Source organism: Microbacterium sp. 4NA327F11 (assembly GCF_005503465.1).
GTDB lineage: Bacteria > Actinomycetota > Actinomycetes > Actinomycetales > Microbacteriaceae > Microbacterium > Microbacterium ginsengisoli.
Map to the genome: position 1 here is coordinate 85,785 of NZ_SCOB01000011.1, position 23,427 is coordinate 109,211.

The 23,427-nt window shown below is 69.6% G+C and carries 20 protein-coding genes and 1 pseudogene; 6 read left to right on the forward strand and 15 right to left on the reverse strand.

The window, feature by feature from the left end:
* Position 1 precedes the first annotated feature (1 nt).
* From FFS51_RS09055 to FFS51_RS09075, 5 genes are all read right to left on the reverse strand, one after another.
* Positions 2-1,792: a peptidoglycan D,D-transpeptidase FtsI family protein gene (locus tag FFS51_RS09055; protein ID WP_056209964.1), complete on the reverse strand. Its 1,791-nt coding sequence runs from the start codon at positions 1,790-1,792 to the stop codon at positions 2-4.
* 4 nt (positions 1,793-1,796) lie between these two features.
* On the reverse strand, positions 1,797-2,399 hold the full coding sequence (ftsL, locus tag FFS51_RS09060; RefSeq protein ID WP_056209966.1) for a cell division protein FtsL: 603 nt from the start codon (positions 2,397-2,399) through the stop codon (positions 1,797-1,799).
* The gene (gene rsmH / locus FFS51_RS09065; protein ID WP_056520068.1) at positions 2,396-3,349 is read right to left on the reverse strand and encodes a 16S rRNA (cytosine(1402)-N(4))-methyltransferase RsmH; all 954 of its coding nucleotides are present in this window, start codon (positions 3,347-3,349) and stop codon (positions 2,396-2,398) included. The genes ftsL and rsmH overlap by 4 nt, the downstream gene beginning before the upstream one ends.
* A 99-nt stretch (positions 3,350-3,448) precedes the next feature.
* A complete protein-coding gene (gene mraZ, locus FFS51_RS09070) occupies positions 3,449-3,880 on the reverse strand; it encodes a division/cell wall cluster transcriptional repressor MraZ (protein ID WP_045247224.1) in 432 nt (143 codons plus the stop codon).
* A gap of 204 nt (positions 3,881-4,084) precedes the next feature.
* The gene (locus tag FFS51_RS09075) at positions 4,085-4,450 is read right to left on the reverse strand and encodes an SCO2097 family morphological protein (protein WP_056209968.1); all 366 of its coding nucleotides are present in this window, start codon (positions 4,448-4,450) and stop codon (positions 4,085-4,087) included.
* A gap of 65 nt (positions 4,451-4,515) precedes the next feature.
* On the opposite strand from FFS51_RS09075, the gene FFS51_RS09080 reads away from it, so the two are divergent.
* On the forward strand, positions 4,516-5,598 hold the full coding sequence (locus tag FFS51_RS09080; protein ID WP_056209970.1) for a polyprenyl synthetase family protein: 1,083 nt from the start codon (positions 4,516-4,518) through the stop codon (positions 5,596-5,598).
* Between the two features lie 28 nt (positions 5,599-5,626).
* On the opposite strand, the gene FFS51_RS09085 is transcribed toward FFS51_RS09080, so the two are convergent.
* Positions 5,627-5,977 carry an Rv2175c family DNA-binding protein gene (locus FFS51_RS09085; protein WP_048809147.1) on the reverse strand — a complete coding sequence of 117 codons (351 nt, stop codon included), beginning with the start codon at positions 5,975-5,977 and terminating at the stop codon, positions 5,627-5,629.
* A gap of 176 nt (positions 5,978-6,153) precedes the next feature.
* On the opposite strand from FFS51_RS09085, the gene FFS51_RS09090 reads away from it, so the two are divergent.
* Both FFS51_RS09090 and pknB read left to right on the forward strand, forming a co-directional pair.
* On the forward strand, positions 6,154-7,134 hold the full coding sequence (locus FFS51_RS09090; protein ID WP_056209972.1) for a LysM peptidoglycan-binding domain-containing protein: 981 nt from the start codon (positions 6,154-6,156) through the stop codon (positions 7,132-7,134).
* A 70-nt stretch (positions 7,135-7,204) separates the two neighbouring features.
* Positions 7,205-9,151, forward strand: a complete 1,947-nt coding sequence (pknB, locus tag FFS51_RS09095) for a Stk1 family PASTA domain-containing Ser/Thr kinase (protein ID WP_056209974.1) — start codon at positions 7,205-7,207, stop codon at positions 9,149-9,151.
* A 74-nt stretch (positions 9,152-9,225) separates the two neighbouring features.
* On the opposite strand, the gene FFS51_RS09100 is transcribed toward pknB, so the two are convergent.
* Both FFS51_RS09100 and FFS51_RS09105 read right to left on the reverse strand, forming a co-directional pair.
* Positions 9,226-10,563 (reverse strand): class II 3-deoxy-7-phosphoheptulonate synthase, encoded by a 1,338-nt coding sequence (locus FFS51_RS09100; RefSeq protein WP_045247219.1) that lies wholly within the window; start codon positions 10,561-10,563, stop codon positions 9,226-9,228.
* 4 nt (positions 10,564-10,567) lie between these two features.
* Positions 10,568-11,290, reverse strand: a complete 723-nt coding sequence (locus FFS51_RS09105) for a lysophospholipid acyltransferase family protein (protein ID WP_045247218.1) — start codon at positions 11,288-11,290, stop codon at positions 10,568-10,570.
* Positions 11,291-11,437: 147 nt separating this feature from the next.
* Between FFS51_RS09105 and FFS51_RS09110 the strand changes: the two genes are divergently transcribed.
* Complete coding sequence (locus tag FFS51_RS09110; protein WP_137878139.1) at positions 11,438-13,285, forward strand: AMP-dependent synthetase/ligase; 1,848 nt, start codon at positions 11,438-11,440, stop codon at positions 13,283-13,285.
* Between the two features lie 51 nt (positions 13,286-13,336).
* On the opposite strand, the gene FFS51_RS09115 is transcribed toward FFS51_RS09110, so the two are convergent.
* Genes FFS51_RS09115 through FFS51_RS09125 form a run of 3 tightly spaced genes read right to left on the reverse strand, consistent with a single transcriptional unit; the run spans position 13,337 to position 18,750 of the window.
* Complete coding sequence (locus FFS51_RS09115) at positions 13,337-13,828, reverse strand: peptide deformylase (protein WP_045247216.1); 492 nt, start codon at positions 13,826-13,828, stop codon at positions 13,337-13,339.
* A gap of 3 nt (positions 13,829-13,831) precedes the next feature.
* Positions 13,832-15,292, reverse strand: coding sequence for a MinD/ParA family ATP-binding protein (locus FFS51_RS09120; RefSeq protein ID WP_056209977.1), 1,461 nt, complete (start codon positions 15,290-15,292; stop codon positions 13,832-13,834).
* A gap of 50 nt (positions 15,293-15,342) precedes the next feature.
* Complete coding sequence (locus FFS51_RS09125; RefSeq protein WP_137878140.1) at positions 15,343-18,750, reverse strand: pyruvate carboxylase; 3,408 nt, start codon at positions 18,748-18,750, stop codon at positions 15,343-15,345.
* Between the two features lie 92 nt (positions 18,751-18,842).
* Here FFS51_RS09125 and FFS51_RS09130 point away from each other — a divergent pair, with 92 nt between their 5' ends.
* Entirely contained in the window at positions 18,843-19,652 is an 810-nt protein-coding gene (locus FFS51_RS09130) for a ParA family protein (protein ID WP_045247213.1), read from the forward strand.
* Between the two features lie 107 nt (positions 19,653-19,759).
* Here the strand turns inward: FFS51_RS09130 and FFS51_RS09135 are convergent, their stop codons facing one another.
* The 3 genes from FFS51_RS09135 to FFS51_RS09145 form a co-directional block, all read right to left on the reverse strand.
* Positions 19,760-20,302: a MerR family transcriptional regulator gene (locus FFS51_RS09135; protein WP_045247212.1), complete on the reverse strand. Its 543-nt coding sequence runs from the start codon at positions 20,300-20,302 to the stop codon at positions 19,760-19,762.
* A 97-nt stretch (positions 20,303-20,399) separates the two neighbouring features.
* Entirely contained in the window at positions 20,400-21,089 is a 690-nt protein-coding gene (ftsR, locus tag FFS51_RS09140) for a transcriptional regulator FtsR (RefSeq protein ID WP_137878141.1), read from the reverse strand.
* Positions 21,089-21,580: an FHA domain-containing protein gene (locus tag FFS51_RS09145; RefSeq protein ID WP_045247210.1), complete on the reverse strand. Its 492-nt coding sequence runs from the start codon at positions 21,578-21,580 to the stop codon at positions 21,089-21,091. Before FFS51_RS09145 ends, ftsR begins: the two co-directional genes overlap by 1 nt.
* Positions 21,581-21,750: 170 nt before the next feature.
* Here FFS51_RS09145 and lpdA point away from each other — a divergent pair, with 170 nt between their 5' ends.
* Positions 21,751-23,151, forward strand: coding sequence for a dihydrolipoyl dehydrogenase (gene lpdA, locus FFS51_RS09150; RefSeq protein ID WP_137878142.1), 1,401 nt, complete (start codon positions 21,751-21,753; stop codon positions 23,149-23,151).
* Between the two features lie 62 nt (positions 23,152-23,213).
* Here the strand turns inward: lpdA and FFS51_RS14675 are convergent.
* A pseudogene (locus tag FFS51_RS14675) lies at positions 23,214-23,427 on the reverse strand (CYTH domain-containing protein); the annotation flags it as partial.

Consider the following 23,427-nt stretch of genomic DNA (forward strand, 5'->3'; position numbering starts at 1 on the left):
CTCAGCCGAACTTGGGCAGCGTGACCGGCTGCGCGTCGTCGGGGAGCACCCGGTAGGTCTTCAGAACCTGGGTCATCGCCTTCTGGAACCCTTCTGCGTTGGCCGCCGACGAGGTTATCGTCTGGGGCTCGTTCAGGGTAATCGCGACAAGGTACTGGGGGTTGTCGGCGGGGGCGAACCCGATCAGGGTCGTGAAGTACGCGCCGACCTTGTAGCCGCCGGTCGCGGCGTCGTACTGCTGACCGGTTCCGGTCTTGAACGCGAGGACGTACCCCGGGATGGAGACGGCCTTGGCGAGCGGGCCCTGGGTCGCGACGTTCTCGAGGATGTCGGTGACCTGCTGAGCGGCATCCGTGCTCATGACCCGGGTCGCGGCCGGCTCGGCCGGGGTGGTGACGGTGCCATCGGACGCCGTGCAGGACTGCACGAGCTTCAGCGGGATCTTCTCGCCGCCGTTGGCGATCGCCATGTAGGCGGTGAGCAGCTCCGGGACGGTCGTGGTGAGGCCCTGGCCGTAGGTCGTGTCGTAGATCTTCTGCCGGTCCCAGGCGCTCACCGGCGGCAGATCGCCCTTCGCCTCGCCGATGAAGCCGACGGCGCTGCCCTGTCCGATGCCGAACTTCTGCAGGTAGCCGTAGCGCACATCGGGAGCGAGCTGGGATCCGAGGATCGACGCACCGACGTTCGAGGAGTCCATCAGCACTCCGGCGAGCGTGTACAGCTCCGTGCGGTGGTTCGAGTCATCCACCACCGTCGCCCCGTTCGGGAAGGTGATGCGTCCGGGAACCGATGCCGTCGAGGTGGCGGTCGAGGTGCCCGAATCGATGAGCATCGAGGCGGTGAGGGCCTTGAAGGTCGAGCCGGGTTCGAACGTGTCGGTGAAGATGTGGCTGCGCCAGTACTCGGGCGCGGTCGCGTTGATGTTGTTCGGGTCGACCGTCGGGTACTCCGCGGCCGCACGGATGTCGCCGGTCTTGATGTCGACCACGGTGATCGTTCCGCTGACGGCGGCGCGTTTCTGCACCTGTTCGGCGATGAGCTGCTGCATGTACCACTGCAGATCGCGATCGATCGTGAGAGTGACGGTGCCGCCGTCCACGGCGGGTGTCGTCTCCTCCGTACCCGGGATCATGACACCGTCTTTGCCGCGCTGATAGCGCACGACGCCGTTCGTCTGCTGCAGGCACGACTGCTGCGAGAGCTCGAGACCGGCGAGTGCCTGCTCGTCCGAGCCGACGAATCCCACGAGGTTGCCGGCGACCGCACCGTCGGGGTAGGTGCGCACGGGGTGGGTCGGGAAGGAGAGGTAGGGCAGCCCGAGAGCGGAGAGCTTGGTGTACGCATCGGTGTCGACGGCTTTCGCGAGGATCGCGTACTGCGATTTCGGGTTGACAGCGAGCGCGTCGCTGACCACCTTCTCGACGTCGGCCGGGGTCTTGCCCAGGATCGACGCGATCTGGGCGGCGGCGGCCGACCAGCCGATGCTCGCCGTCGTTCCGTCCGACTGCTTCTGCGACACGGTCGAGCTGGTCGTGCTCGGGTCGATCTGCACGTCGTAGCGGGTCACGGTGCCGGCGAGCACGTTCCCGTTCATGTCGACGATCGAGCCGCGGGTGCCGTTGACGGTGCGCTCGACGCCGTAGCCGAGGGTCATGGCCTGCTGCACGTTCGCATCCGCGTTGACGACCTGGATGTCGACGAGCCGGACCGTGAAGACGGCGAGCACGGCGAGCACGATCGCGAAGCCGACGACGGTGCGACGCCGCGTGCTGCGGCTGTTGCGGGACGTCATGGATTCAGTGTGTGGCCGGGGTCGGCAGCCCGTCGGTCAGCGCGGGGGGTGTCGCCGGATTCGCAGCCGCCGCAGAGGCGGCCGGGTCCGGCGTGGGCGCGATGGCTCCGTTGATCGTCGCCTGCGCGTTGCTGACGAGCGGCGTCGTGGCGATGAGGGCGTTCGGCACCGAGCCGTTGCCGAGAGCGTCGAGGGAGGATGTCGCGTTCGATGCGCGCTGCGGTCCGAGAACCGCGCCGTCGCTCAACCGCAGGTAGCTGGGGCTCTGGCCGGTGACCATGCCGAGTGCCGCGGCGTTCGCCGCAAGGTACTGGGGCGAGGTGAGACCCGTGATCTTGTCGTTGAGCACCTGCTTCTGCAGGTTGAGCGTGCGCTGCTGCTGCGCCACTGACGAGATGTCGAAGGTCGACTGCGTGGTCAGGATGGACAGTCCCATCTGAGCGCCGGCGATCAGCAGCGCCCCGATGACGGCGACCACGGCATAGGCCACTCGCGGCCGGCGGCGTCGCGCCGGCGCGACGACGCGGAGCGGGCGGGGGGTGGAGACGAGGAGGTCCTCGTCGAGAAGGTGGGGATGCGCGACCGGCGCGACGGTGGCGGTGCTCATGCGGCGTCACGGATCCTCTCGACGGCGCGCAGGCGCACGGGTGCGGAACGAGGGTTGCGGGCGCGCTCGGCGTCGGACGCCTGCTCGGCCCCCTTCACGAGCAGACGGAATCGAGGGGCGAACTCCTCGAGCTCGACCGGGAGCCCCCGCGGCGCGGTCGATGTCGATGCCTCGGCGAACACACGCTTGACGAGCCGATCCTCGAGCGACTGATACGACATCACCACGAGGCGTCCGCCGACACGCAGCGCATCGAGAGCGGATGGAATCGCGCGCTCGAGCACGCTGAGCTCGCTGTTGACCTCGACCCGCAGGGCCTGGAACACCCGCTTCGCGGGGTGCCCCGCATTCAGGAGCGCAGCCGGCGTCGCGGCCTGCAGGATGTCCACGAGCCGTCCGGAGCGATCGATGGGCGCGTCGCTACGCGCGGCGACGATCGCGCGCGCGTAGCGTCCGGCGAGCTTCTCCTCGCCGTAGCGCTCGAAGATGCGGCGGAGGTCGCCTTCGCCGTAGCCGGCCAGCACATCGGCCGCGGTGACGCCGGCGGACTGATCCATGCGCATGTCGAGGGGCGCGTCCCGCGCGTAGGCGAAGCCGCGGTCGACCTCGTCGAGCTGCAGCGAGGAGACGCCGAGGTCGAACAGCGCACCATCGATGCGTGCGATGCCGTTCGCGGCGAGGGCCGCGGGGAGGCCGTCGTAGACCGTGTGGACGAAGATGACGCGGTCGGCGAAGGGTGCCAGGCGTTCGGCGGCGATCGCGAGTGCGTCGGTGTCCCGGTCGAGACCGACCAGGCGCACGCGCGGGTGGCGCTCGAGGAGCGCCTCGGCGTGACCGCCCATGCCGAGCGTCGCGTCGACGACGACCGGCGCGTCGGCCTGGAGCGCAGGCGCGAGCAGCTCGAGGCAGCGCTCGAGCATGACGGGGGTGTGGATGTCGCGGAGGTCCATGTCTGCGGGGCCGGTCCCCCGACCCCGATTCCCAACCGCGTCGACCTGGCACCGGGGAAGTGCGCCAGGGAGAGGCGGGTGGGGATCGCGGCCTGGGGCTCAGAAGAGGCCCGGGATCACCTCCTGCTCCAACTCGGCATAGCTCGACTCGTTGGCCTCCGCGTAGGCGTTCCACGCGGCGGCGTCCCAGATCTCGGCGTGAGCGCCGACGCCGGTGACGATGAGCTCACGCTCGAGTCCGGCGTACGTGCGCAGGTGCGGCGGCACGGTGATGCGGTTCTGTCCGTCGGGCTTCTCCGCGCTCGCACCCGACAGGAACATGCGAAGGAAGTCGCGCGCCTGCTTGTTCGTGAGCGGCGTCTCCCGGATGCGCTCGTGGATGCGCTCGAACTCGACCTCGGCGAAGACGTACAGGCAGCGCTCCTGTCCGCGGGTGATCACGACTCCCGCCCCGAGGTCGTCGCGGAACTTTGCGGGGAGGATCACGCGGCCCTTCTCGTCGAGTTTGGGCGTGTGGGTGCCGAGAAGCATCGGAGCGGCACCCCCTTCGTCCGGCCAGCGAAGAATTTTGCCCCACTTTACTCCACTGTCCTCCACTTCACTACCCAATTCGGCCTCGATATGGGCGAGCACTCCCCCGGCGTCGACAGCGGCATCGCCGGACGTGTGCGGCATCCGATCTGCGGGCACAAAAAAACACCGACCCTCGCGGGTCGGTGTTTCAGTGGATCGGGATCAGCTGCCCTGCTGGCGGCGATCCCATCGATCGTTCATGCGGTCCATGAAGGAGCGCCCGCTCTGTCGCGGGGTGGCGGCCGAGGGACGGCTCGCGCGCACGCGCCCGGCTCGCGTCGGAGTCACGGCGAGGATGACCCCCGCGAGCATGACAGCGAAGCCGATGACGCCGATCACGATGAGCTGGGTCGAGACACCCGCGACGACACCGCCGAGGCCGACCACGAACAGGAGCACACCGATCACGATGTTGCGATAGCTCAGCGAACGCGCACCGCCGCCGGCCGTGACGACATCGGCGTCGTTGCTCATGAGATGGCGTTCCATCTCGTCGAGAAGACGCTGCTCCTGCTCGGAAAGAGGCATCGGAACCCCCTGTAGGTGAAAGTCACCGCGATTCTACGCGGCGTGGCGATCACTAGGCTAGGCCCGTGTCGAGCAGCACGGAGGCGATCGCGGCGGTTTCCCAGCGACTGGAGAAGTTCCTCCTCACGCAGGCAGAGGAGCTGAGCGGGTGGGGCGACGAGGCGCAGACTCTCCACGACGTCGCGGTCGGCGCCCTCCGCGGCGGGAAGCGGCTTCGCGCACGTTTCCTCCTCGCCGGGTTCCGCGCCTGCGGCGGCACCGCTGAGCGCGCGGACGCCGCCACCTCCGTCGCGGCCGCGCTCGAGGTGTTCCATGCCGCCGCCCTCGTGCACGACGACGTGATCGACAACTCCGACACACGCCGTGGACAGCCCGCGGCGCACCGCGCCCTGGCGGGCGCCCACGCGGCATCCGGCTGGACCGGCGACGCCGAGGCCTTCGGTCGGAACGGCGCCATCCTGCTCGGAGATCTGCTCGTCGCCGGCAGTGACGACCTCGTCGAAGCCGGACTCGAGGGCCTGCCCGCAGCGACGGCCCAGCGCGCCCGCGCGCAATACGCGCAGATGCGCCGCGAGGTCACCGTGGGCCAGTTCCTCGACATCGCCGAAGAGGCAGCCTGGATCACCGCCCCCGCCGACACGCACGCCGAACGAGCCCTGCGGGTGGCCTCGCTGAAGTCCGCGCGCTACAGCGTCGAGCAGCCGCTCCTCATCGGCGCCTCCCTCGCAGACGCCGACACCGCGCAGCGCGCCGCCCTGGCCGCCTTCGGACACCCGGTCGGCATGGCGTTCCAACTGCGTGACGACGTGCTCGGCGTGTTCGGCGACGCCTCCGTGACCGGCAAGCCGGCGGGCGATGACCTGCGCGAAGGCAAGCGCACCGTGCTCGTCGCCTTCGCACGTGAGGCGCTCGACGACGACGGTCGCGCGGCACTGGACGCCACGCTGGGCGACCCGGCGCTCGACGACGCGACCGTGGAGCGCATGCGCCGGGTGCTGGTGGACACCGGCGCCCTCGACCGGGTGGAAGAGCTCATCGCCGGATACATCGCGGATGCCGACCGGGCACTCGCTGCGGCCCCGTTGCGCGTGGACGCGCTCGACGAGCTGCGCGCGCTGGCCGCGGCATCCGCCGACCGCGTGACCTGACGCCTTCCGCGAGCGGGGTCGCCCGGGGTCAGGCGAGGGTCTGGGCGACCCGACGCACCTCGCTCTTCCGGCCCGCCCGCAGCGCCTCGATGGGGGCGATGCCGATCGATTCCTCGGGGGCGAGAAGCCAGTCGATGGCCTCGTCGGCGCTGAAGCCGGCGTCGAGCAGCACGAAGATCGTGCCGCGCAGCGATGCGAGCGGCGCGCCGTCGACGAGGAACAGAGCCGGCACGGCGAGAGGCCCGTTCCGCCGCGATCCGAGGAGGACGTTCTCGTCGAGGAGTCGACGCACGCGGCTGAGCGGTTCACCCAGCATCTCGGCGAGGTCGGGAAGGGTGAGCCATTCCGTCGTGGCGGGTCCTGATGCTGCATCGGTCACTCGTCCACTATCGCATTCCGCTCGCGGCCGCCGCACCGTCCGCCCCGCGCACAGGCGGCCGCGACCCGGACGGCTGTCACATACGCCACATCCGTCCCGATGATTGACTCTCGTCCCAGCCCGTGGGACCGTGGATCGATCTCGCCCCCTCACGGCGGCGGAGGCAGGAGGACGACATGACGCCTCGGCGCGCGACGACCACGATCTCTCCCCTGCGCTGGTGGGCGGTCCCCGCCGTCGTCGGCGGCATCGCCCTCGCGCTCGCTCCTCAGCCTGCGCAGGCCGCGGAGCCGCGCGAGACATCCGGTCCCGTGCTGCCCGACGCCACGCGTGCCGCTGGCACGGTCGCGGCGGCGGCTCGCGCGGCGGCCACCGCGGCGGCAGGCCAAGCCACCGTGACGGTACGGGCCGGCGACACGGTGTGGGCGATCGCCCGACGCCACGGTCTCGACATCGGCGCCGTACTGCGGGCCAACGGACTGGGGTGGCAGTCGATCATCCGGCCCGGCGATGTGCTCGTGCTCCCCGCCCCCGCCGCAACCGTCGCCCCGACGACGACGACGGCGGCGGCGACCCCCGCCCCGACCGCACATACCTACCTCGTACAGCGCGGCGACACCCTCACAGCGATCGCGGCCCGACAGCACACGACCGTCGTCGCCCTGCTCGGCGCGAACGGACTCACCTGGTCGAGCATCATCTACCCCGGCCAGCGCCTGACGATTCCCGCAACGGATGCCGGAGCCACCGGCCTCGACGAGGAGCAGATCGCCAACGCGAGACTCATCATCCGCATCGGCCGAGAGCTGGGCGTTCCCGACCGTGGCATCACGATCGCCCTCGGCACGGCGATGCAGGAGTCCTGGCTGCGAAACCTCGACGGCGGCGATCGCGATTCACGCGGGCTCTTCCAGCAACGACCGAGCACCGGGTGGGGCACCGCGGCACAGGTTGCGGAGCCGGTGTACGCGATCCGCGCCTTCTTCCTCGGCGTCGACGGGCCCTCCGGCCCGCTCACTCGGGGCCTGCTCGACATCCCGGGGTGGCAGAGCATGACATACGCGGATGCCGCGCAGGCCGTGCAGATCTCGGCCTACCCGGACCGCTACGGACGCTGGGAGTCCGCCGCGACGCAGTGGCTTCGGGCCCTCGGCTGACCGACACCAGGTCGCCCGCAGGGGCGAGCCGTTCCCGGGGCTCCCAGGCCGTCGTCCGTAGACTCGATCCGTGAATACGGGCCAGCGCGCGGATCCGCTGATCGGCCGTCTGGTCGACGGCCGGTACCGCGTGCGCGCGCGCATCGCGCGGGGGGGGATGGCGACGGTCTACGTCGCCACCGATCTGCGCTTGGAGCGACGTGTTGCGCTGAAGGTCATGCACGGGCACCTCAGCGACGATGCGGTCTTCCAGAGTCGGTTCATCCAAGAGGCGCGCTCGGCCGCCCGGCTCTCCGACCCGCACGTGGTGAACGTGTTCGACCAGGGGCAGGACGAGGACATGGCGTACCTCGTCATGGAGTACCTGCCCGGGGTGACGCTGCGCGAGCTCATCCGGGATCAGCGCCGCATCGGTGTCGCGCAGGTCGTGACGATCATGGACGCCATCCTGTCGGGACTGGCGGCGGCCCACCGGTCGGGTATCATCCACCGCGACGTGAAGCCCGAGAACGTGCTGCTCGCGGAGGACGGCCGCATCAAGATCGGCGACTTCGGGCTGGCCCGAGCGGCGACCGCGAACACGGCGTCGGGGCAGATGCTGCTCGGCACCATCGCCTACCTGGCACCCGAGCTGGTCACCCGCGGAACGGCGGATGCACGCAGCGACATCTACGCGCTCGGCATCGTGCTGTACGAGATGCTCACCGGCGAGCAGCCGTACAAGGGCGAACAGCCCATGCAGATCGCCTACCAGCACGCGACCGATTCGGTGCCTCGCCCGAGCGCGAAGAACCCCGACGTGCCAGAGCCCCTCGATGAGCTCGTGCTGTGGTCGACCGAACGCGACCCGGAGGCGCGTCCGCGCGACGCCGGTGAGATGCTCGCGCGGCTGCGCGAGATCGAGGCCCAACTGGGCATCGCACCCCAGGTCGCGCGGGCGATCGCCGTCGGCGGACCGACCGTCGCGTACGACGGCCTGGACTCGGGCGAGGTCACGAAGGCGCTTCCCGCCGCGACCGCCGTGCTCACGCCGGCCCGCGGCGTGCCGATCGACAATGCGGCGCTGCTGCGCGCCCGGTCGCGCCGCCGCGCCTCCCGCGGCGGATGGCTCGTCGCACTCGTTCTCGTGCTCGCTCTCGCGGCGGGCGGAACCGGCTGGTGGTTCGGTGCCGGGCCGGGATCGAAGATCGCGATCCGCGATCTGACGAATTTCACGTTCGCGGATGCCTCGACCGCCCTCGGGGCGGACGGGCTCCAGGCCGTCGAATCCGATGTGTTCAGCATCGACGTCGCCTCCGGCCTCGTCGTCGCGACGGAGCCGGGGGCGGGATCCCGCGTCGACAAGAAGAGCACCGTCACCGTGCTCGTCTCCAAAGGTCCCCAACCCCACGACATCCCCGCTCTCGCGGGCCAGCCGCTTGCGACCGCGCAGTCGGCCTTCGCCGCGGCGACCGTCACGCTCGGCGCGACGGCCTACCAGTTCACGCAGAACGATCCCGATACGGTGCTGTCCGTCGCCGTCACACCGCGCGGTGCCTCATCGGCGACCGACTGCAGCAACGGCTGCACGGTGCACGAGGGAGATTCCGCGGTGATCACGGCGTCGAAGGGGCCGGTGCCGGATGTCGCGGGCATGAGCATCACGGATGCCACGACTGCCCTGACCGGCGTGGGCCTCCAGGTCTCGTCGACCCCGGCTCAGGAGTTCAGCGACTCCATCGCATCGGGAACCGTGATCGGCATCGGCAAACGCGGCGGCGGGGGGAACTGGGCGCCGGGAGACACGGTCACCCTCGTCGTGTCGAAGGGTCCGCAGCTCTTCCCCGTTCCCGATGTGACGGGAAAGACCCTCGCGGACGCGAAGCGCATCCTCACGGCCGCCGGTTTCGTGCCCGCCTATGCCCTGTACTGGGATGCGGTTCCGACGATCGCGAAGGTCACGTCGCAGGGCCCCGACAGTACGACCACCCAGCCGAAGGGCACCAAGATCAACCTCGTCCTCAGCCTGACCGGCTAGCGGCGGAACGCCAGGACGCAGAACGAGGGGGTGGATGCCGCGGCATCCACCCCCTCGCTGTCTCTCCGCGAGAGTCAGCGCTTCTCGAGCTCCTCGGCCACGAGGAACGCGAGCTCGAGCGACTGCATGTGGTTCAGGCGCGGGTCGCACAGCGACTCGTAGCGGGTCGCGAGGGTGGCCTCATCGATCTGCTCGGATCCGCCGAGGCATTCGGTGACGTCGTCGCCGGTGAGCTCGACATGGATGCCGCCGGGGAACGTGCCCACCGCGCGGTGCGCCTCGAAGAAGCCGCGCACCTCGTCGACCACGTCGTCGAAGCGACGGGTCTTGTAGCCGTTCTGCGATGTGATGCCGTTGCCGTGCATGGGGTCGGTGACCCAGAGCGGGGTCGCTCCCGAGTCGCGCACGGCTTCGAGCAGCGGCGGCAGCGCGTCGCGGATCTTGCCCGCGCCCATGCGCGTGATGAAGGTGAGGCGTCCGGGCTCCCGCTCGGGGTCGAGCTTGTCGATGAGCGCGAGAGCGGTGTCGGTCGAGGTCGACGGTCCGAGCTTGACCCCGATGGGGTTGCGGATCTTCGAGAAGTAGTCGACGTGTGCGCCGTCGAGATCACGGGTGCGCTCCCCGATCCACAGGAAGTGCGCCGACGTGTTGTACGGCGTGCCCGTGCGGGAGTCGATGCGGGTCATAGGGCGCTCGTAGTCCATGAGCAGACCCTCGTGACCCGTGTAGAACTCGACGCGGCGCAGCTCGTCGAAGTCGGCACCGGCCGCCTCCATGAACTTGATCGCGCGGTCGATCTCGGCGGCGAGACCCTCGTAGCGCTGGTTCGCCGGGTTCTGCGCGAAGCCCTTGTTCCACGAGTGCACCTCGCGCAGGTCGGCGAAGCCTCCCTGCGTGAACGCGCGGATGAGGTTCAGGGTCGAGGCGGCCGTGTGGTAGCCCTTCAGCAGACGCTGCGGGTCGGCGATGCGGGAGGCCTCGGTGAAGTCGTAGCCGTTCACGATGTCGCCGCGGTAGGCGGGCAGTGTCACGCCGCCGCGGGTCTCGTCGTCGCTCGATCGCGGTTTCGCGAACTGACCCGCCATGCGGCCCATCTTCACGACCGGCATCGAGGCGCCGTACGTCAGCACGACCGCCATCTGCAGCACCGTCTTGATGCGGTTGCGGATCTGGTCGGCCGTCGCCCCCGCGAACGTCTCGGCGCAGTCGCCGCCCTGCAGGAGGAAGGCGTTGCCCGATGCCGCCCGCGCGAGACGCTCGCGCAGGAGGTCGACCTCACCGGCGAACACGAGTGGAGGCAGCGACGCGATCTCGTCCGAGACCGCGGCGACGGCATCGGCGTCGGGCCAGGACGGCTGCTGCTTGATGGGAAGCGAACGCCACTGATCGAGGGCGTCGAGCTGCTGGAGCATCCGCTCAGTCTAGTGGCGCGCCCGAGGTGACCGGCTCCGTGTTGCGGGCCTGCTCGAGGCGCTCCTTCACCGCCGACGCGTAGACGTCGTCGTAGCGCTGGCCGCCGATGCGCTGCAGCGCCACCATGATCTCGTCCGTGACCGATCGAAGCACGTAGCGGTCGTCCGACAGCCCGGCGAACCGGGTGAAGTCGAGGGGCTCGCCGATGACGACCCCTACACGCCCGATGCGCGGAATTCGCCGCCCGATCGGCTGGATCGCGTCGGTGTCGACCATGACGACGGGGATGACGGGCACCCCGGCTTCGAGCGCCATGCGGGCGATTCCGGTGCGACCCCGGTAAAGGATGCCGTTCGGACTGCGGGTGCCCTCGGGGTAGATGCCGAGCAGGTCTCCACGCCCGAGCACCTGGAGACCGGTGTTGAGGGATGCCTCGGATGCCTTGCCGCCCGATCGGTCGATCGGGATCTGCCCGGTGGCCTTGAAGAACATCTTCGTCGCCCACCCCTTCAGACCTCTGCCCGTGAAGTAGTCGCTCTTGGCGAGGAAGCTCATCGGGCGGTCGATCATGAGCGGCAGGAAGATCGAATCGGCGAACGAGAGGTGGTTGCTCGCCAGGATGGCCGCGCCGCGTGCGGGGATGTTGCTGCGGCCCACGACCCAGGGTCGGAAGATCGCCTTGATGACCGGACCGATCACCACGTACTTCATGAACCAATAGAACACGCGGGATCCCTTCGCGTACGCTCAGGGGAAGCAGTCTACAAGCGAGCGCATCCCCCCGATCGTGCCGCCCGTGTCAGTGAGACTCGGTCTCGCGCAAATGTAGACTGAGTTTCAGCACGAGCAACCGGTATCGAAGGAGCTGCCGCCATGAGCACTGTCGCCGCAACGGCCGAGGTCTACACCCCTCCGCTGGTCACCCCGGACCCCGACGCGAACATCACCGACCTGCTGGAGCAGCGGGTCGCCAAGGACCCGAAGGGCGCCCTGTTCGCCGTACCCGACGGATCCGGCGGGTGGCGCGACATCGCCACCGCGGAGTTCCGCCGCCAGGTGGTCGAGCTCGCGAAGGGATTCGTCGCCGTGGGCATCCAGCCCGGCGAGAAGGTGGGCTTCCTCGCGAAGACGACCTACGAGTGGACACTCGTCGACTTCGCCCTCTTCTACGCGGGCGCGGTCATGGTGCCGATCTACGAGACGAGCTCTGCGAGCCAGATCCACTGGATCCTGTCCAACTCGGAGGCGATCGCCTGCCTCGTCGAGTCCGCCGATCATCAGGCAAAGCTCGACGAGATCGCCGGCGACCTCCCCCTCGTGCGCGCCACCTGGCAGATCGAGAGGGGCGCGCTCGACACCCTCCGCCGCGAGGGCGCCGGCGTCGCCGACGAGGAGATCGAGCGCCGCCGCGGCCTCGCGGTCGGCTCCGACATCGCCACCCTCATCTACACATCCGGCTCGACCGGCCGCCCGAAGGGCTGCGTGCTCACGCACAGCAACTTCGTCGAGCTCGCCCGCAACGCGACCCAGTCGCTCGAGAACGTGGTCACGACCGAGGGCGCCTCGACCGTGCTGTTCATCACGACCGCACACGTGTTCGCCCGGTTCATCTCGGTGATCAACATCCACGCCGGCGTGAAGACGGGCCACCAGCCCGACACCTCGAAGCTCATCGACGCGCTCGGCTCGTTCAAGCCCACGTTCCTGCTCGCGGTCCCCCGCGTGTTCGAGAAGGTCTACAACTCGGCCGAGCAGGTCGCCGAGTCGGGCGGCAAGGGCAAGATCTTCCGCGCCGCGGCGGCCGTCGGCATCCAGTACGCCAAGGCTCGTCAGGCAGGAGAGAAGATCCCGTTCTCGCTGCGGGTGAAGTTCCGTCTCTTCGACCGCCTCGTCTTCGCGAAGCTGCGTGAGCGCATGGGCGGCAACATCCAGTACGCCATCTCGGGGTCGGCGCCCCTCGGCGAGCGGCTCGGCTACTTCTTCGCCGCGCTCGGCGTGAAGATCCTCGAGGGGTATGGACTCACCGAGACCACCGCCCCCGCCACCGTGAACACCCCCGACCGCATCAAGATCGGCACGGTCGGCCCCGTGCTCCCGGGAGTCGGCGTGCGCATCGCCGAGGACGGCGAGATCGAGGTGCGCGGCATCGACGTGTTCAAGGAGTACTGGCGCAACCCCGAGGCGACCGCCGAGGCGTTCGACGGCGAGTGGTTCCGCACGGGCGACATCGGTGAACTGGACGCCGACGGCTTCCTGAAGATCACCGGCCGCAAGAAGGAGATCATCGTCACGGCGGGCGGCAAGAACGTGGCGCCGGCCGCACTCGAAGACCCCATCCGGGCGAACATCCTGGTCAGCCAGGTCGTCGTCGTCGGCGATCAGAAGCCGTTCATCGCCGCACTCGTCACCCTCGACCCCGAGATGCTGCCGACGTGGGCCGCGAACAACGGACTTCCGACCGACCTCACGCTCGCACAGGCTGCCGAGAACCCCAAGGTGCGCGACGAGGTGCAGAAGGCGATCGACCGGGCGAACCAGGGCGTCTCGCGGGCCGAGTCGATCCGCAAGTTCACGATCCTGCCCACCGAGTGGACCGAGGCGAGCGGACACCTCACGCCGAAGCTCTCGATCAAGCGCAACGTGATCCTCTCGGACTTCGCCGACGAGATCCGCGCTCTCTACGAGGTGCCCGTCAACACCACCAACGTCTCACTGCGCTGACGCGGCGGGACGCGGCATCCGATCCGCGGGAGCGACCACTGACCGAAAGCGTCAGAACCAGTCGCTCTCGCGGATCTCGCGCATCGCCACCCGGCGGGTGGTCGGCTCGAGCCGGTCGAGATAGAGCATGCCGTCGAGATGATCGGTCTCGTGCTGCAGCGCCTGGGCCATGAGACCGTCACCCTCGAGCACGATCTCGGCGCCGTCGAGCCCGATGCCGACGACCTTCGCGTGCGGATAGCGCAGCACGTCGTGCCACAAGCCCGGCACGGACAGGCACCCCTCGCCGGTCAGCACGGGCTCCCCCGCCACCTCCACGAGCACCGGGTTGAGCACGTAGCCGATCTCGCCGTCCACGTTGTAGCTGAACGCCCGCACGCCGACACCGATCTGCGGCGCGGCGACCCCCGCCCGCCCCGGCAGCTGCACGGTGTCGATCAGGTCGCGCACGAGCGCCTCGGTGCCCTCGTCGATCTCGCCGACGGGCGCGCTGACGCTCTTCAGAACCGGGTCGCCGAAGACCCGGATGCCTCGTACCGCCACGGTTCAGGCGACCTTCGAGACCGACCGCAGCCCCTCGACGACCGATGCGGCGAGCAGGCGCGCGGCCTGACGGGTGGCGGGCAGCAGCTCGCGGAAGGAGATCGGTCCGCCGACGGCGATGGCCGGGTCGTAGGGCACCCGCACGACGTCGCGCACACGGGAGCGGAAGTGCGCCTCGAGCTCGGCTTCCCTCACGGCGGACGCGCCCGGACGGGACGCGTTGATGACGACGACGGCACGGCGCACGAGATCTGCGTATCCGTTGGTCTCGAGCCACGTAAGCGTCTCGCTCGCGAGGCGCGCCTCGTCGACGCTGAGACCGGCGACGATCACGAGACCGTCCGCGAGGTCGAGGGTCGCCCCCATCACCTCGTGCACGATTCCGGTGCCGGTGTCGGTGAGCACGACCGAGTAGTAGTGCGCGGCGAGAGTCGCGACATCCCGATAGTCGGCGTCGTTGAAGGCGTCGGAGACGCGCGGGTCGGCGTCGGAAGCGAGCACATCGAGGCGGGTCTCGTCGCGCGCGACGATCGAGGAGATCTCGTTGAAGCCGCTCACGACGGCTCCGGCGCGCGCAAGATCACGCACGGTCTTGCCGCTGGGGCGTCCGATGCGCTCCGCGAGAGTGCCGCGGTCGGGGTTCGCGTCGACGGCGATCACACGGTCGTCGCGTGCCGATGCGAGTGCCATGCCGAGCAGCGTCGTCACGGTCGTCTTGCCGACCCCGCCCTTGCGCGACAGCACGGCGACGAATCGCGCACGACCTGAGAGCGGCGCGGCGATCTTCTGGTCGAGCTCCTTGCGGGCGCGGGCGCGACGGTTGTCGCCGAGATTGATGCGGCGGCCCGACAGCGCGAACACGAGCGAAGGCCACAGGCCCTCGGGCTCGGGGCGCGCCACCTTGACGTTCTCGAGCAGGCGGTCGGCGCTGAGCAGATCGGATGTCCCGCGGTCGCCGGCGACCTCGCCCGCGCGGCGGGCGACCAGCTGCACCGGGTCGGTGGTGCGACGGGGTTCGCTCACGGCGACGGCGGCGACCGCCGCGGCGACGGGAGCTGCCGAGTCGGTGGCGGCTACGGGAGCCGGCACGGGGACGTCGATCACCTCGGGCGTCGAGTCGATCACGGCGTCGTCGGTCGTCTCGTCGGGCACGGGGGTCTCCTCGTCGTCGACGGGGCTCTCCTGGTCGTCGATCTCGTCGCCGTCACGCTCGTCGTCGTCTGCCGCACCGTCATCGATGACCTCCGCGGCGATCGTCACCTCGATCTCGTCTCCGTCGTCGACGAGTTCACCCGATCCGTCGTCGTCGAGCTCGTCGTCGTCGGTCGATGCGGGCAGCACGATGGTGACCTGCGCGGTCTGGCTGCTGAACAGGTCGAGATTGGATGCGTCGATGCTGACGGGGGCCGCGACGACGTCATCGTCGCCGTCGTCGCGGGATGCCGGATCCGTGCGTTCGGTCATGAGTTCTGGGGCTCCTGGCGTCACAGGGACGGTGCCACGCCTCCCCCAGGCTAGTGCGCGGGCCGGATCACGACCAAAAGGTCTCCCGCGTCGACCTGCGCGGTCGGGGCGATGACGATCCGCTCCACCACGCCCTCGATCGGCGCCGTGATGCCCGCCTCCATCTTCATCGCCTCGATGGATGCCACGGGCTGCCCGGCCTCGACGCGGTCGCCGACGGCGGTCTTGATCGTGACGACGCCGGAGAACGGCGCGGCGATCTGACCGGGCTTGGTCGTGTCCGCCTTCTCCGTCTGACGGCTCTCGACGGTGATGCTGCGATCCCGCACGAACACGGGGCGCAGCTGGCCGTTCAGGGTCGTCATGACCGTGCGCATGCCCTTGTCGTCGGCCTCGCCGATGGCCTCGAGTCCGACGAAGAGCTTGACGCCGCGATCGATGTCGACCGCATGCTCCTCGCCGGCCGCGAGGCCGTAGAGGTAGCCGGTTGTGTCGAGCACGCTGAGGTCCCCGAACACCTCCCGGGTCTGGGCGAACGCGCGAGTGGGTGCCGGGAACAGCAGCCGGTTGAGGGTCTGGCGGCGTTCGGCCGCGTCGCCGTTGAGCGCGCGCTCGTCGTCGACGCTGAGCGGGGTGAGAGAGATGTCGACGGTGCGTCCGGCGAGCACCTTCGAGCGGAAGGGCTCGGGCCAGCCGCCCGGCAGATCGCCGAGCTCGCCCGCCATGAAGCCCACGACCGAATCGGGGATGTCGTAGCGCTGCGGGTTCTCCTCGAAGTCGGCCGGGTCGGCCTTCACGGCCGCGAGGTGCAGCGCGAGATCGCCCACGACCTTCGAGGAGGGGGTGACCTTCGGCACGCGCCCGAGGATGCGGTTGGCGGCCGCGTACATGTCCTCGATGAGTTCGAAGTCGTCGGCGAGCCCCAGGGCGATCGCCTGCTGACGGAGGTTGGAGAGCTGGCCACCCGGGATCTCGTGGTGGTAGACGCGGCCGGTCGGCGAGGGAAGTCCTGACTCGAACGGCTTGTAGAGGTGCCGGACGGCCTCCCAGTAGGGCTCGAGGCTCCCCACCGCGTCGAGGTCGAGTCCCGTGTCGCGCTCGGTGTGGGCGAGCGCCGCGACCAGCGACGACAACGACGGCTGGCTGGTGGTGCCGGACATGGGCGCGGCCGCCGCGTCGACGGCGTCGGCTCCGGCGGCGCTGGCGGCGAGGAGGGTCGCGAGCTGCCCGCCGGCGGTGTCGTGGGTGTGCACGTGCACGGGCAGATCGAACCGGTCGCGCAGCGCGGAGACGAGCTTCGCTGCGGCCGCGGGCCGCAGCAGCCCCGCCATGTCCTTGATCGCGAGCACGTGAGCGCCCGCGGCGACGATCTCGTCGGCGAGGGACAGGTAGTAGTCGAGCGTGTAGAGGTCCTCGGCGGGGTCGAGCAGGTCGCCGGTGTAGCACACGGCCACTTCGGCGACCGCAGTGCCGGTCTCGAGCACGGCCTCGATCGCGGGGCGCATCTGCGCGACGTCGTTGAGCGCGTCGAAGATGCGGAAGATGTCCACCCCGCTGCGCGCCGCCTCGGCGACGAACGCGGAGGTCACCTCGGTGGGGTACGGCGTGTAGCCGACCGTGTTGCGGCCGCGCAGCAGCATCTGGATGGCCACGTTGGGCAGTGCGGTGCGCAGCTTGTCGAGGCGCTCCCACGGGTCCTCGCCGAGGAACCGCAGCGCGACGTCATAGGTGGCACCGCCCCAGGCCTCGACCGAGAGCAGCTGCGGAGTGAGACGCGCGACGTAGGGCGCCACCGCGACCAGGTCCTTCGTGCGCACCCGCGTCGCGAGCAGCGACTGGTGGGCGTCGCGGAAGGTCGTGTCCGTCACGGCGAGGGCGGTCTGGGCACGCAGCGCCGCGGCGAACCCGGCGGGACCGAGCTCCTGCAGGCGCTGACGGGATCCGGGCGCGGCATCCGTCGTCAGATCGATCGTCGGGAGCTTGAACCGCGGCTCGATCGTGAGGGGGTTCTCGCCGTTGGGCTTGTTCACCGTGACATCGACGAGCCAGTTGAGGATCTTCGTGCCGCGGTCCTTCGATTCGCGCCCGCGCAGCAGCTGCGGGCGCTCATCGATGAAGGAGGTGCTGACATCCCCGGCGACGAACGACGCGTCGTCGAGCACCGCCTGCAGGAACGGGATGTTGGTGGCGACGCCGCGGATACGGAACTCCGCCAGCGCGCGCCGGGCGCGGCTCACGGCGGCACCGAAATCCCGGCCGCGGCACGTGAGCTTCGCCAGCATCGAGTCGAAGTGAGGACTCACCTGCGAGCCGGCGGCGGTCGTGCCGCCGTCGAGACGGATGCCGGCACCGCCCGGCGAGCGGTAGGTCGTGATCGTGCCCGTGTCGGGCCGGAAGCCCTGCGTGGGGTCCTCGGTCGTGATGCGGCACTGCAGCGCCGCGCCGCGCAGGCGGATGTCGCTCTGCTCGAGTCCGAGCTCGGCGAGCGACTGGCCCGCCGCGACGCGGATCTGCGTCTGCACGAGGTCGACGTCGGTGACCTCCTCGGTCACCGTGTGCTCCACCTGGATGCGCGGGTTCATCTCGATGAAGACGACCTCTCCCGTGCGGGGGCCGGCGGTCTCGAGCAGGAACTCGACAGTGCCCGCGTTCTCGTACCCGATCGACCGGGCGAACGCGATCGCGTGGGCGTGCAGCTGCTGCCGAATCTCGTCGTCGAGGTTCGGGGCAGGAGCGATCTCGATGACCTTCTGGTGGCGGCGCTGCACCGAGCAGTCGCGCTCGAACAGGTGAACGGTCTCGCCCGTCTTGTCGGCGAGCACCTGCACCTCGACGTGACGGGGGCGCTGCACCGCCTGCTCGAGGAACATGCGCGGGTCGCCGAACGCGCTCTGCGCCTCGCGCATCGCCTCGGCGAGGGCGGGGGCGAGCTCTTCGGGCTTCTCGACGCGACGCATGCCACGCCCACCGCCTCCGGCCACGGCCTTCGCGAAGATGGGGAATCCGATGTCGGCGGCCTGAGCGACGAGGGCGTCGACGTCGTCGGATGCCTCGGTCGAGCGCAGCACCGGCACGCCGGCCGCGATCGCGTGCTCCTTCGCGGTGACCTTGTTGCCGGCCATCTCGAGGACGGATGCGGGCGGGCCGATGAAGGCGATGCCGTGGGCAGCCGCCTTCTCGGCGAGCTCGGGGTTCTCGGAGAGGAATCCGTAGCCGGGGTAGATCGCGTCGGCGCCGCACTCCAGGGCGACCCGGATGATCTCGTCGACGTCGAGGTAGGCGCGCACGGGGTGCCCGATCTCCCCGATCTGGTAGGCCTCGTCGGCCTTCAGGCGATGCAGGGAGTTGCGATCCTCATAGGGGAAGACCGCCACGGTGCGGGCGCCGACCTCGTAGGCGGCACGGAAAGCTCGGATCGCGATCTCGCCCCGGTTGGCGACAAGGATCTTCTGGAACATCAGACCTCTTCGTGTGTCGCGGCATCGAGCGCATCGCGGGGACTCTCTGCCTGAGTGTGCTCACAGCCTAGGGGACGGTAACGTAGACCTCCGTGCACGTGCTCTCCGTCAGCTCCCTCAAGGGCGGCGTGGGTAAGACCACCGTGACGCTCGGTCTCGCGTCAGCCGCCTTCGCGCGGGGTGTGCGAACCCTCGTCGTCGATCTCGACCCGCAATCCGACGTGTCCACAGGTATGGACATCCAGGTCGCGGGTCGCCTCAACATCGCCGATGTCCTGGCCAACCCCAAAGAGAAGGTCGTCCGTCAGGCGATCACCTCGAGCGGGTGGGCGAAGGTTCATCCCGGCACGATCGACGTGCTCATCGGAAGCCCGTCGGCCATCAACTTCGACGGCCCGCACCCCAGCGTGCGCGACGTCTGGAAGCTCGAAGAGGCCCTCGCCGCCGTCGAGGCCGACTACGACCTCGTGCTCGTCGACTGCGCCCCGTCGCTGAACGCCCTCACGCGCACCGCGTGGGCGGCGAGCGACCGCGTCATCGTCGTCACCGAGCCGGGCCTGTTCTCCGTTGCTGCCGCCGACCGCGCGCTACGCGCCATCGAGGAGATCCGCCGGGGCCTCTCCCCCCGCCTCCAGCCGCTCGGCATCGTGGTCAACCGGGTGCGCCCGCAGTCGATCGAGCACCAGTTCCGCATCAAGGAGCTGCGCGACATGTTCGGTCCGCTCGTGCTCACCCCGCAGCTGCCGGAGCGCACCTCTCTGCAGCAGGCGCAGGGCGCGGCGAAGCCGCTGCACATCTGGCCCGGAGATTCCGCACAGGAGCTCGCAGCCGACTTCGACTCCCTGCTCGACCGCGTCATGCGTGCCGGTCGCATCCCGACGCCGGGTGACGCGACCGTCTGAGTCCGCCGACGACACCGCCCGTCGCATCGTGAACGGACTGCCGGCGATTTCTGCGCGGGCGCACGGATGCGGCATCCGCTCTCACGGATGCGGCGACGACCCCTCGCTCAGGCCGAGCGCTGCGCGCGACGTGCGGCGAGCTCGTCCGCCGGGTCCGGCGCCTGCGGATCGAAGTCGAGCAGAGTCGACTCGACCTCGTGCAGCACCTTGCCGACGGCGATGCCGAACACACCCTGGCCGCGGCTGACGAGGTCGATGACCTCGTCGTTCGACGTGCAGAGGTAGACCGAGGCGCCGTCGCTCATGAGCGTGGTGCCGGCGAGATCGCGGATGCCGGCAGCTCGCAGCTGCTCGACGGCGGTGCGGATCTGCTGCAGCGAGATGCCGGTGTCGAGCAGGCGCTTGACGAGCTTGAGAACCAGGATGTCGCGGAAGCCGTAGAGGCGCTGCGACCCCGATCCGGTGGCGCTGCGCACAGTGGGCTCGACGAGCTCGGTGCGGGCCCAGTAGTCGAGCTGACGATAGGTGATGCCGGCCGCGCGCGCAGCCACGGCGCCGCGGTAGCCGACCTCGTCATCCATCGCGGGGAGGCCGTCGGTGAACAGCAGGCCCTCCGAGAAGGTGCCACCGATGGGTTCGCCAGCGTTCATGCTCGCGTCCTCCTTCTGCTGTTCGGGTGATTCCACGCTAGAGGAGCGACCCTGCCCGAGCAACGACATCCGAAGTTGGGGCCCCGGCGTGTCGCACTCAGATCCCGAGTTCGTCGAGTCCGCGTCGAACGAGCGCCGAGCGCACTTCGTCGAGTCGACGGGCCAGCTCCGGCGCCGCCTCGCCTGCGCGTCCGCGTGCGCTCGCATCGGTGCGGTGCAGCAGCGGCGCGAGCGCCGATTCGATGAGCGCGATGTCCCGCTTGGCTCCCTGCATGAGCGCGCGCAGGTGACGCGGGCCGATGCCGTGTCGGTCGAGGCCGACGAGCGATCGCAGCATGGTCAGCGCGCGGTCGTCGAAGGGGTCCGCCGGCGGGATCAGGCCTGTGGTCACGGCGTCGTTGAGCAGCTGCGCCGGAGCCCCGGCTTCGCGCAGCAGTTCGTCGCGCCGGTAGCGGCGGGCCGGGGTCACGATCGCGGACGGGACGCTCACCGGGATCTCAGGGGTGCGACCGGCGTCGAGATCGTCGAGGTAGTCGCGGATGACGCTCAGAGGCAGGTAATGATCCCGCTGCAGCGTCAACGCGAGACGCACGCGTTCGACATCGGATGCCGCGAACTTGCGGTATCCGCTGTCGGTGCGGCGCGGCGCGACGATTCCCTGCATCTCGAGGAAGCGGAGCTTGCTCGACGACAGCGACGGGAAATCAGGAGCGAGTCGCGCGAGCACCTGGCCGATGCTCAGAAGCCCGCTCGGCGCACTGCTCGAGCGGGAGGCGCCGACCGCCATCACGCCTCCGGCGCGGCGGCCAGATCGGCGGGCGAGCCGAAGAAGTTGAGTCGGAACTTTCCGATGCGCACCTCGTCGCCGTTCGCGAGTGTCGCGCGGTCCACCCGCTCGCCGTCGACGTAGGTGCCGTTCAGAGAGCGCTGGTCGACGATCTCGAACGCCGCGCCAACCCGGGTGATCTCGGCGTGCCGGCGGGAGACGGTCACGTCGTCGAAGAAGATGTCGGCATCGGGGTGACGACCCACGGTCATCACATCGGCGTCGAGGAGGTAGCGGGCGCCCGCCGTGGGACCGGAGCGCACGATGAGCAGTGCCGAGCCGGTCGGAAGGGCCTCGATCGCCGCCATCTCCGGTTCGGTCAGCTCGCTGCCGAAGGGAACGAAGGACAGGTCGGAATCGTGACCGAACGTCTGCGTCGTGTCGTGCGCGGGTCGCTGCGCGTCGCTGGCGCCGCGCCGGATGTCGCCGGCGCCGGGCTGGTTCTCGTCCACGGTTCTGCTCCTCCTTCCCGTCCAGACTATCCGATGCGATCCAGTCGACCGCGCCCGGTTCGCCGGTTCATTCCCGCTCGATAGTCGCGCTGTCCGACGCCATGACGGAGCGGTTTCGCACGGCGGCCGACGCGGCATCCGATGGTCCCGGGCGGACTAGGCTGGGAACCATGCCTCATTACGACGTCGTCATTCTCGGCGCGGGTCCCGGCGGTTACGTCGCGGCCGTTCGGAGCGCCCAGCTCGGTCTGTCCACCGCGATCATCGAGGAGAAGTACTGGGGCGGTGTGTGCCTGAATGTGGGGTGCATCCCCTCGAAGGCGCTCCTGAAGAACGCGGAGCTCGCCCACACCTTCACCCACAAGGCGAAGCTCTTCGGCATCGAAGGCTCCGTCACCTTCGACTACGGGGTCGCGTGGGACCGCAGCCGCGAGGTGGCCGACGGCCGCGTCAAGGGCATCCACTACCTGATGAAGAAGAACAAGGTCACCGAGTACGACGGCCGCGGGACCTTCGTCGACGCGAACACGATCGATGTCGCCAAGGCCGACGGCCAGACCGAGCGCGTCACGTTCTCGAACGCGATCATCGCGACCGGCTCGACCGTGCGTCTGCTCCCCGGGGTCACCCTGAGCCAGAACGTGGTGACGTACGAGGAGCAGATCCTCGCGCGCGACCTGCCGCGCTCGATCGTCATCGTCGGCGCCGGCGCCATCGGCATGGAGTTCGCGTACGTGCTCTCCAACTACGGCGTCGAGGTCACGATCATCGAGTTCCTCGACCGTGCGCTCCCGAACGAGGACGCGGACGTCTCCAAGGAGATCGCGAAGCAGTACAAGAACTACGGCATCACCCTGCTCACCTCCACCAAGGTCGAGTCGGTCGTCGACTCGGGCGACAAGGTGACCGTCACCTACACCGACAACAAGAGCGGCGCGCAGGGGTCGGTCGAGGCCGACAAGGTGCTCATGTCGATCGGCTTCGCGCCGAACGTGACCGGCTTCGGACTCGAGACCACGGGTGTCGCGCTCACCGACCGCGGGGCGATCGGCATCGACGAATACATGCGCACCAACGTGCCGCACATCTACGCGATCGGTGATGTCACCGCCAAGCTGCAGCTGGCCCACGTGGCCGAGGCGCAGGCGGTCGTGGCGGCCGAGACCATCGGCGGCGCCGAGACCCAGACGCTGGGCGACTACCGCTTCATGCCGCGCGCGACGTTCTGCTCGCCGCAGGTCGCCTCGTTCGGCCTCACCGAGCAGCAGGCCAAGGACGCCGGTCACGACATCAAGGTCGCGACCTTCCCGTTCATGGCGAACGGCAAGGCGCACGGCCTCGGCGAGCCGGTCGGCTTCGTGAAGCTCATCGCCGACAGCGAGCACCTCGAGCTGCTCGGCGCCCACATGATCGGGCCGGATGTCTCGGAGCTGCTGCCCGAGCTGACGCTCGCCCAGAAGTGGGACCTGACCGCGCTCGAACTGGCCCGCAACGTGCACACGCACCCGACGCTGTCGGAGGCGCTGCAGGAGGGCTTCCACGGTCTCGCAGGACACATGATCAACTTCTGATCGCCATACGACGACGGGGCCGCCGCGGAATTCCGCGGCGGCCCCGTCGTCGTACGGGTGGGTCAGAATCCGAGGGCGCGGGCCAGTTTCGAATCGGATGCCGCCACCCGCCCGCCGGCCGCCGCCACCGCGGCGTCGATGCGGGCGAAGAATTCTGCCGGGGCGACGGGGCTCTCGGGGGTGAGCTCCACCTCCCACTCACGCCAGGCGAGCTCGCGTCCGGTGCGCTCGTCGACCGTCTGCACGCGGTCGTCGACGAGCTCGGCGACCGGGGTG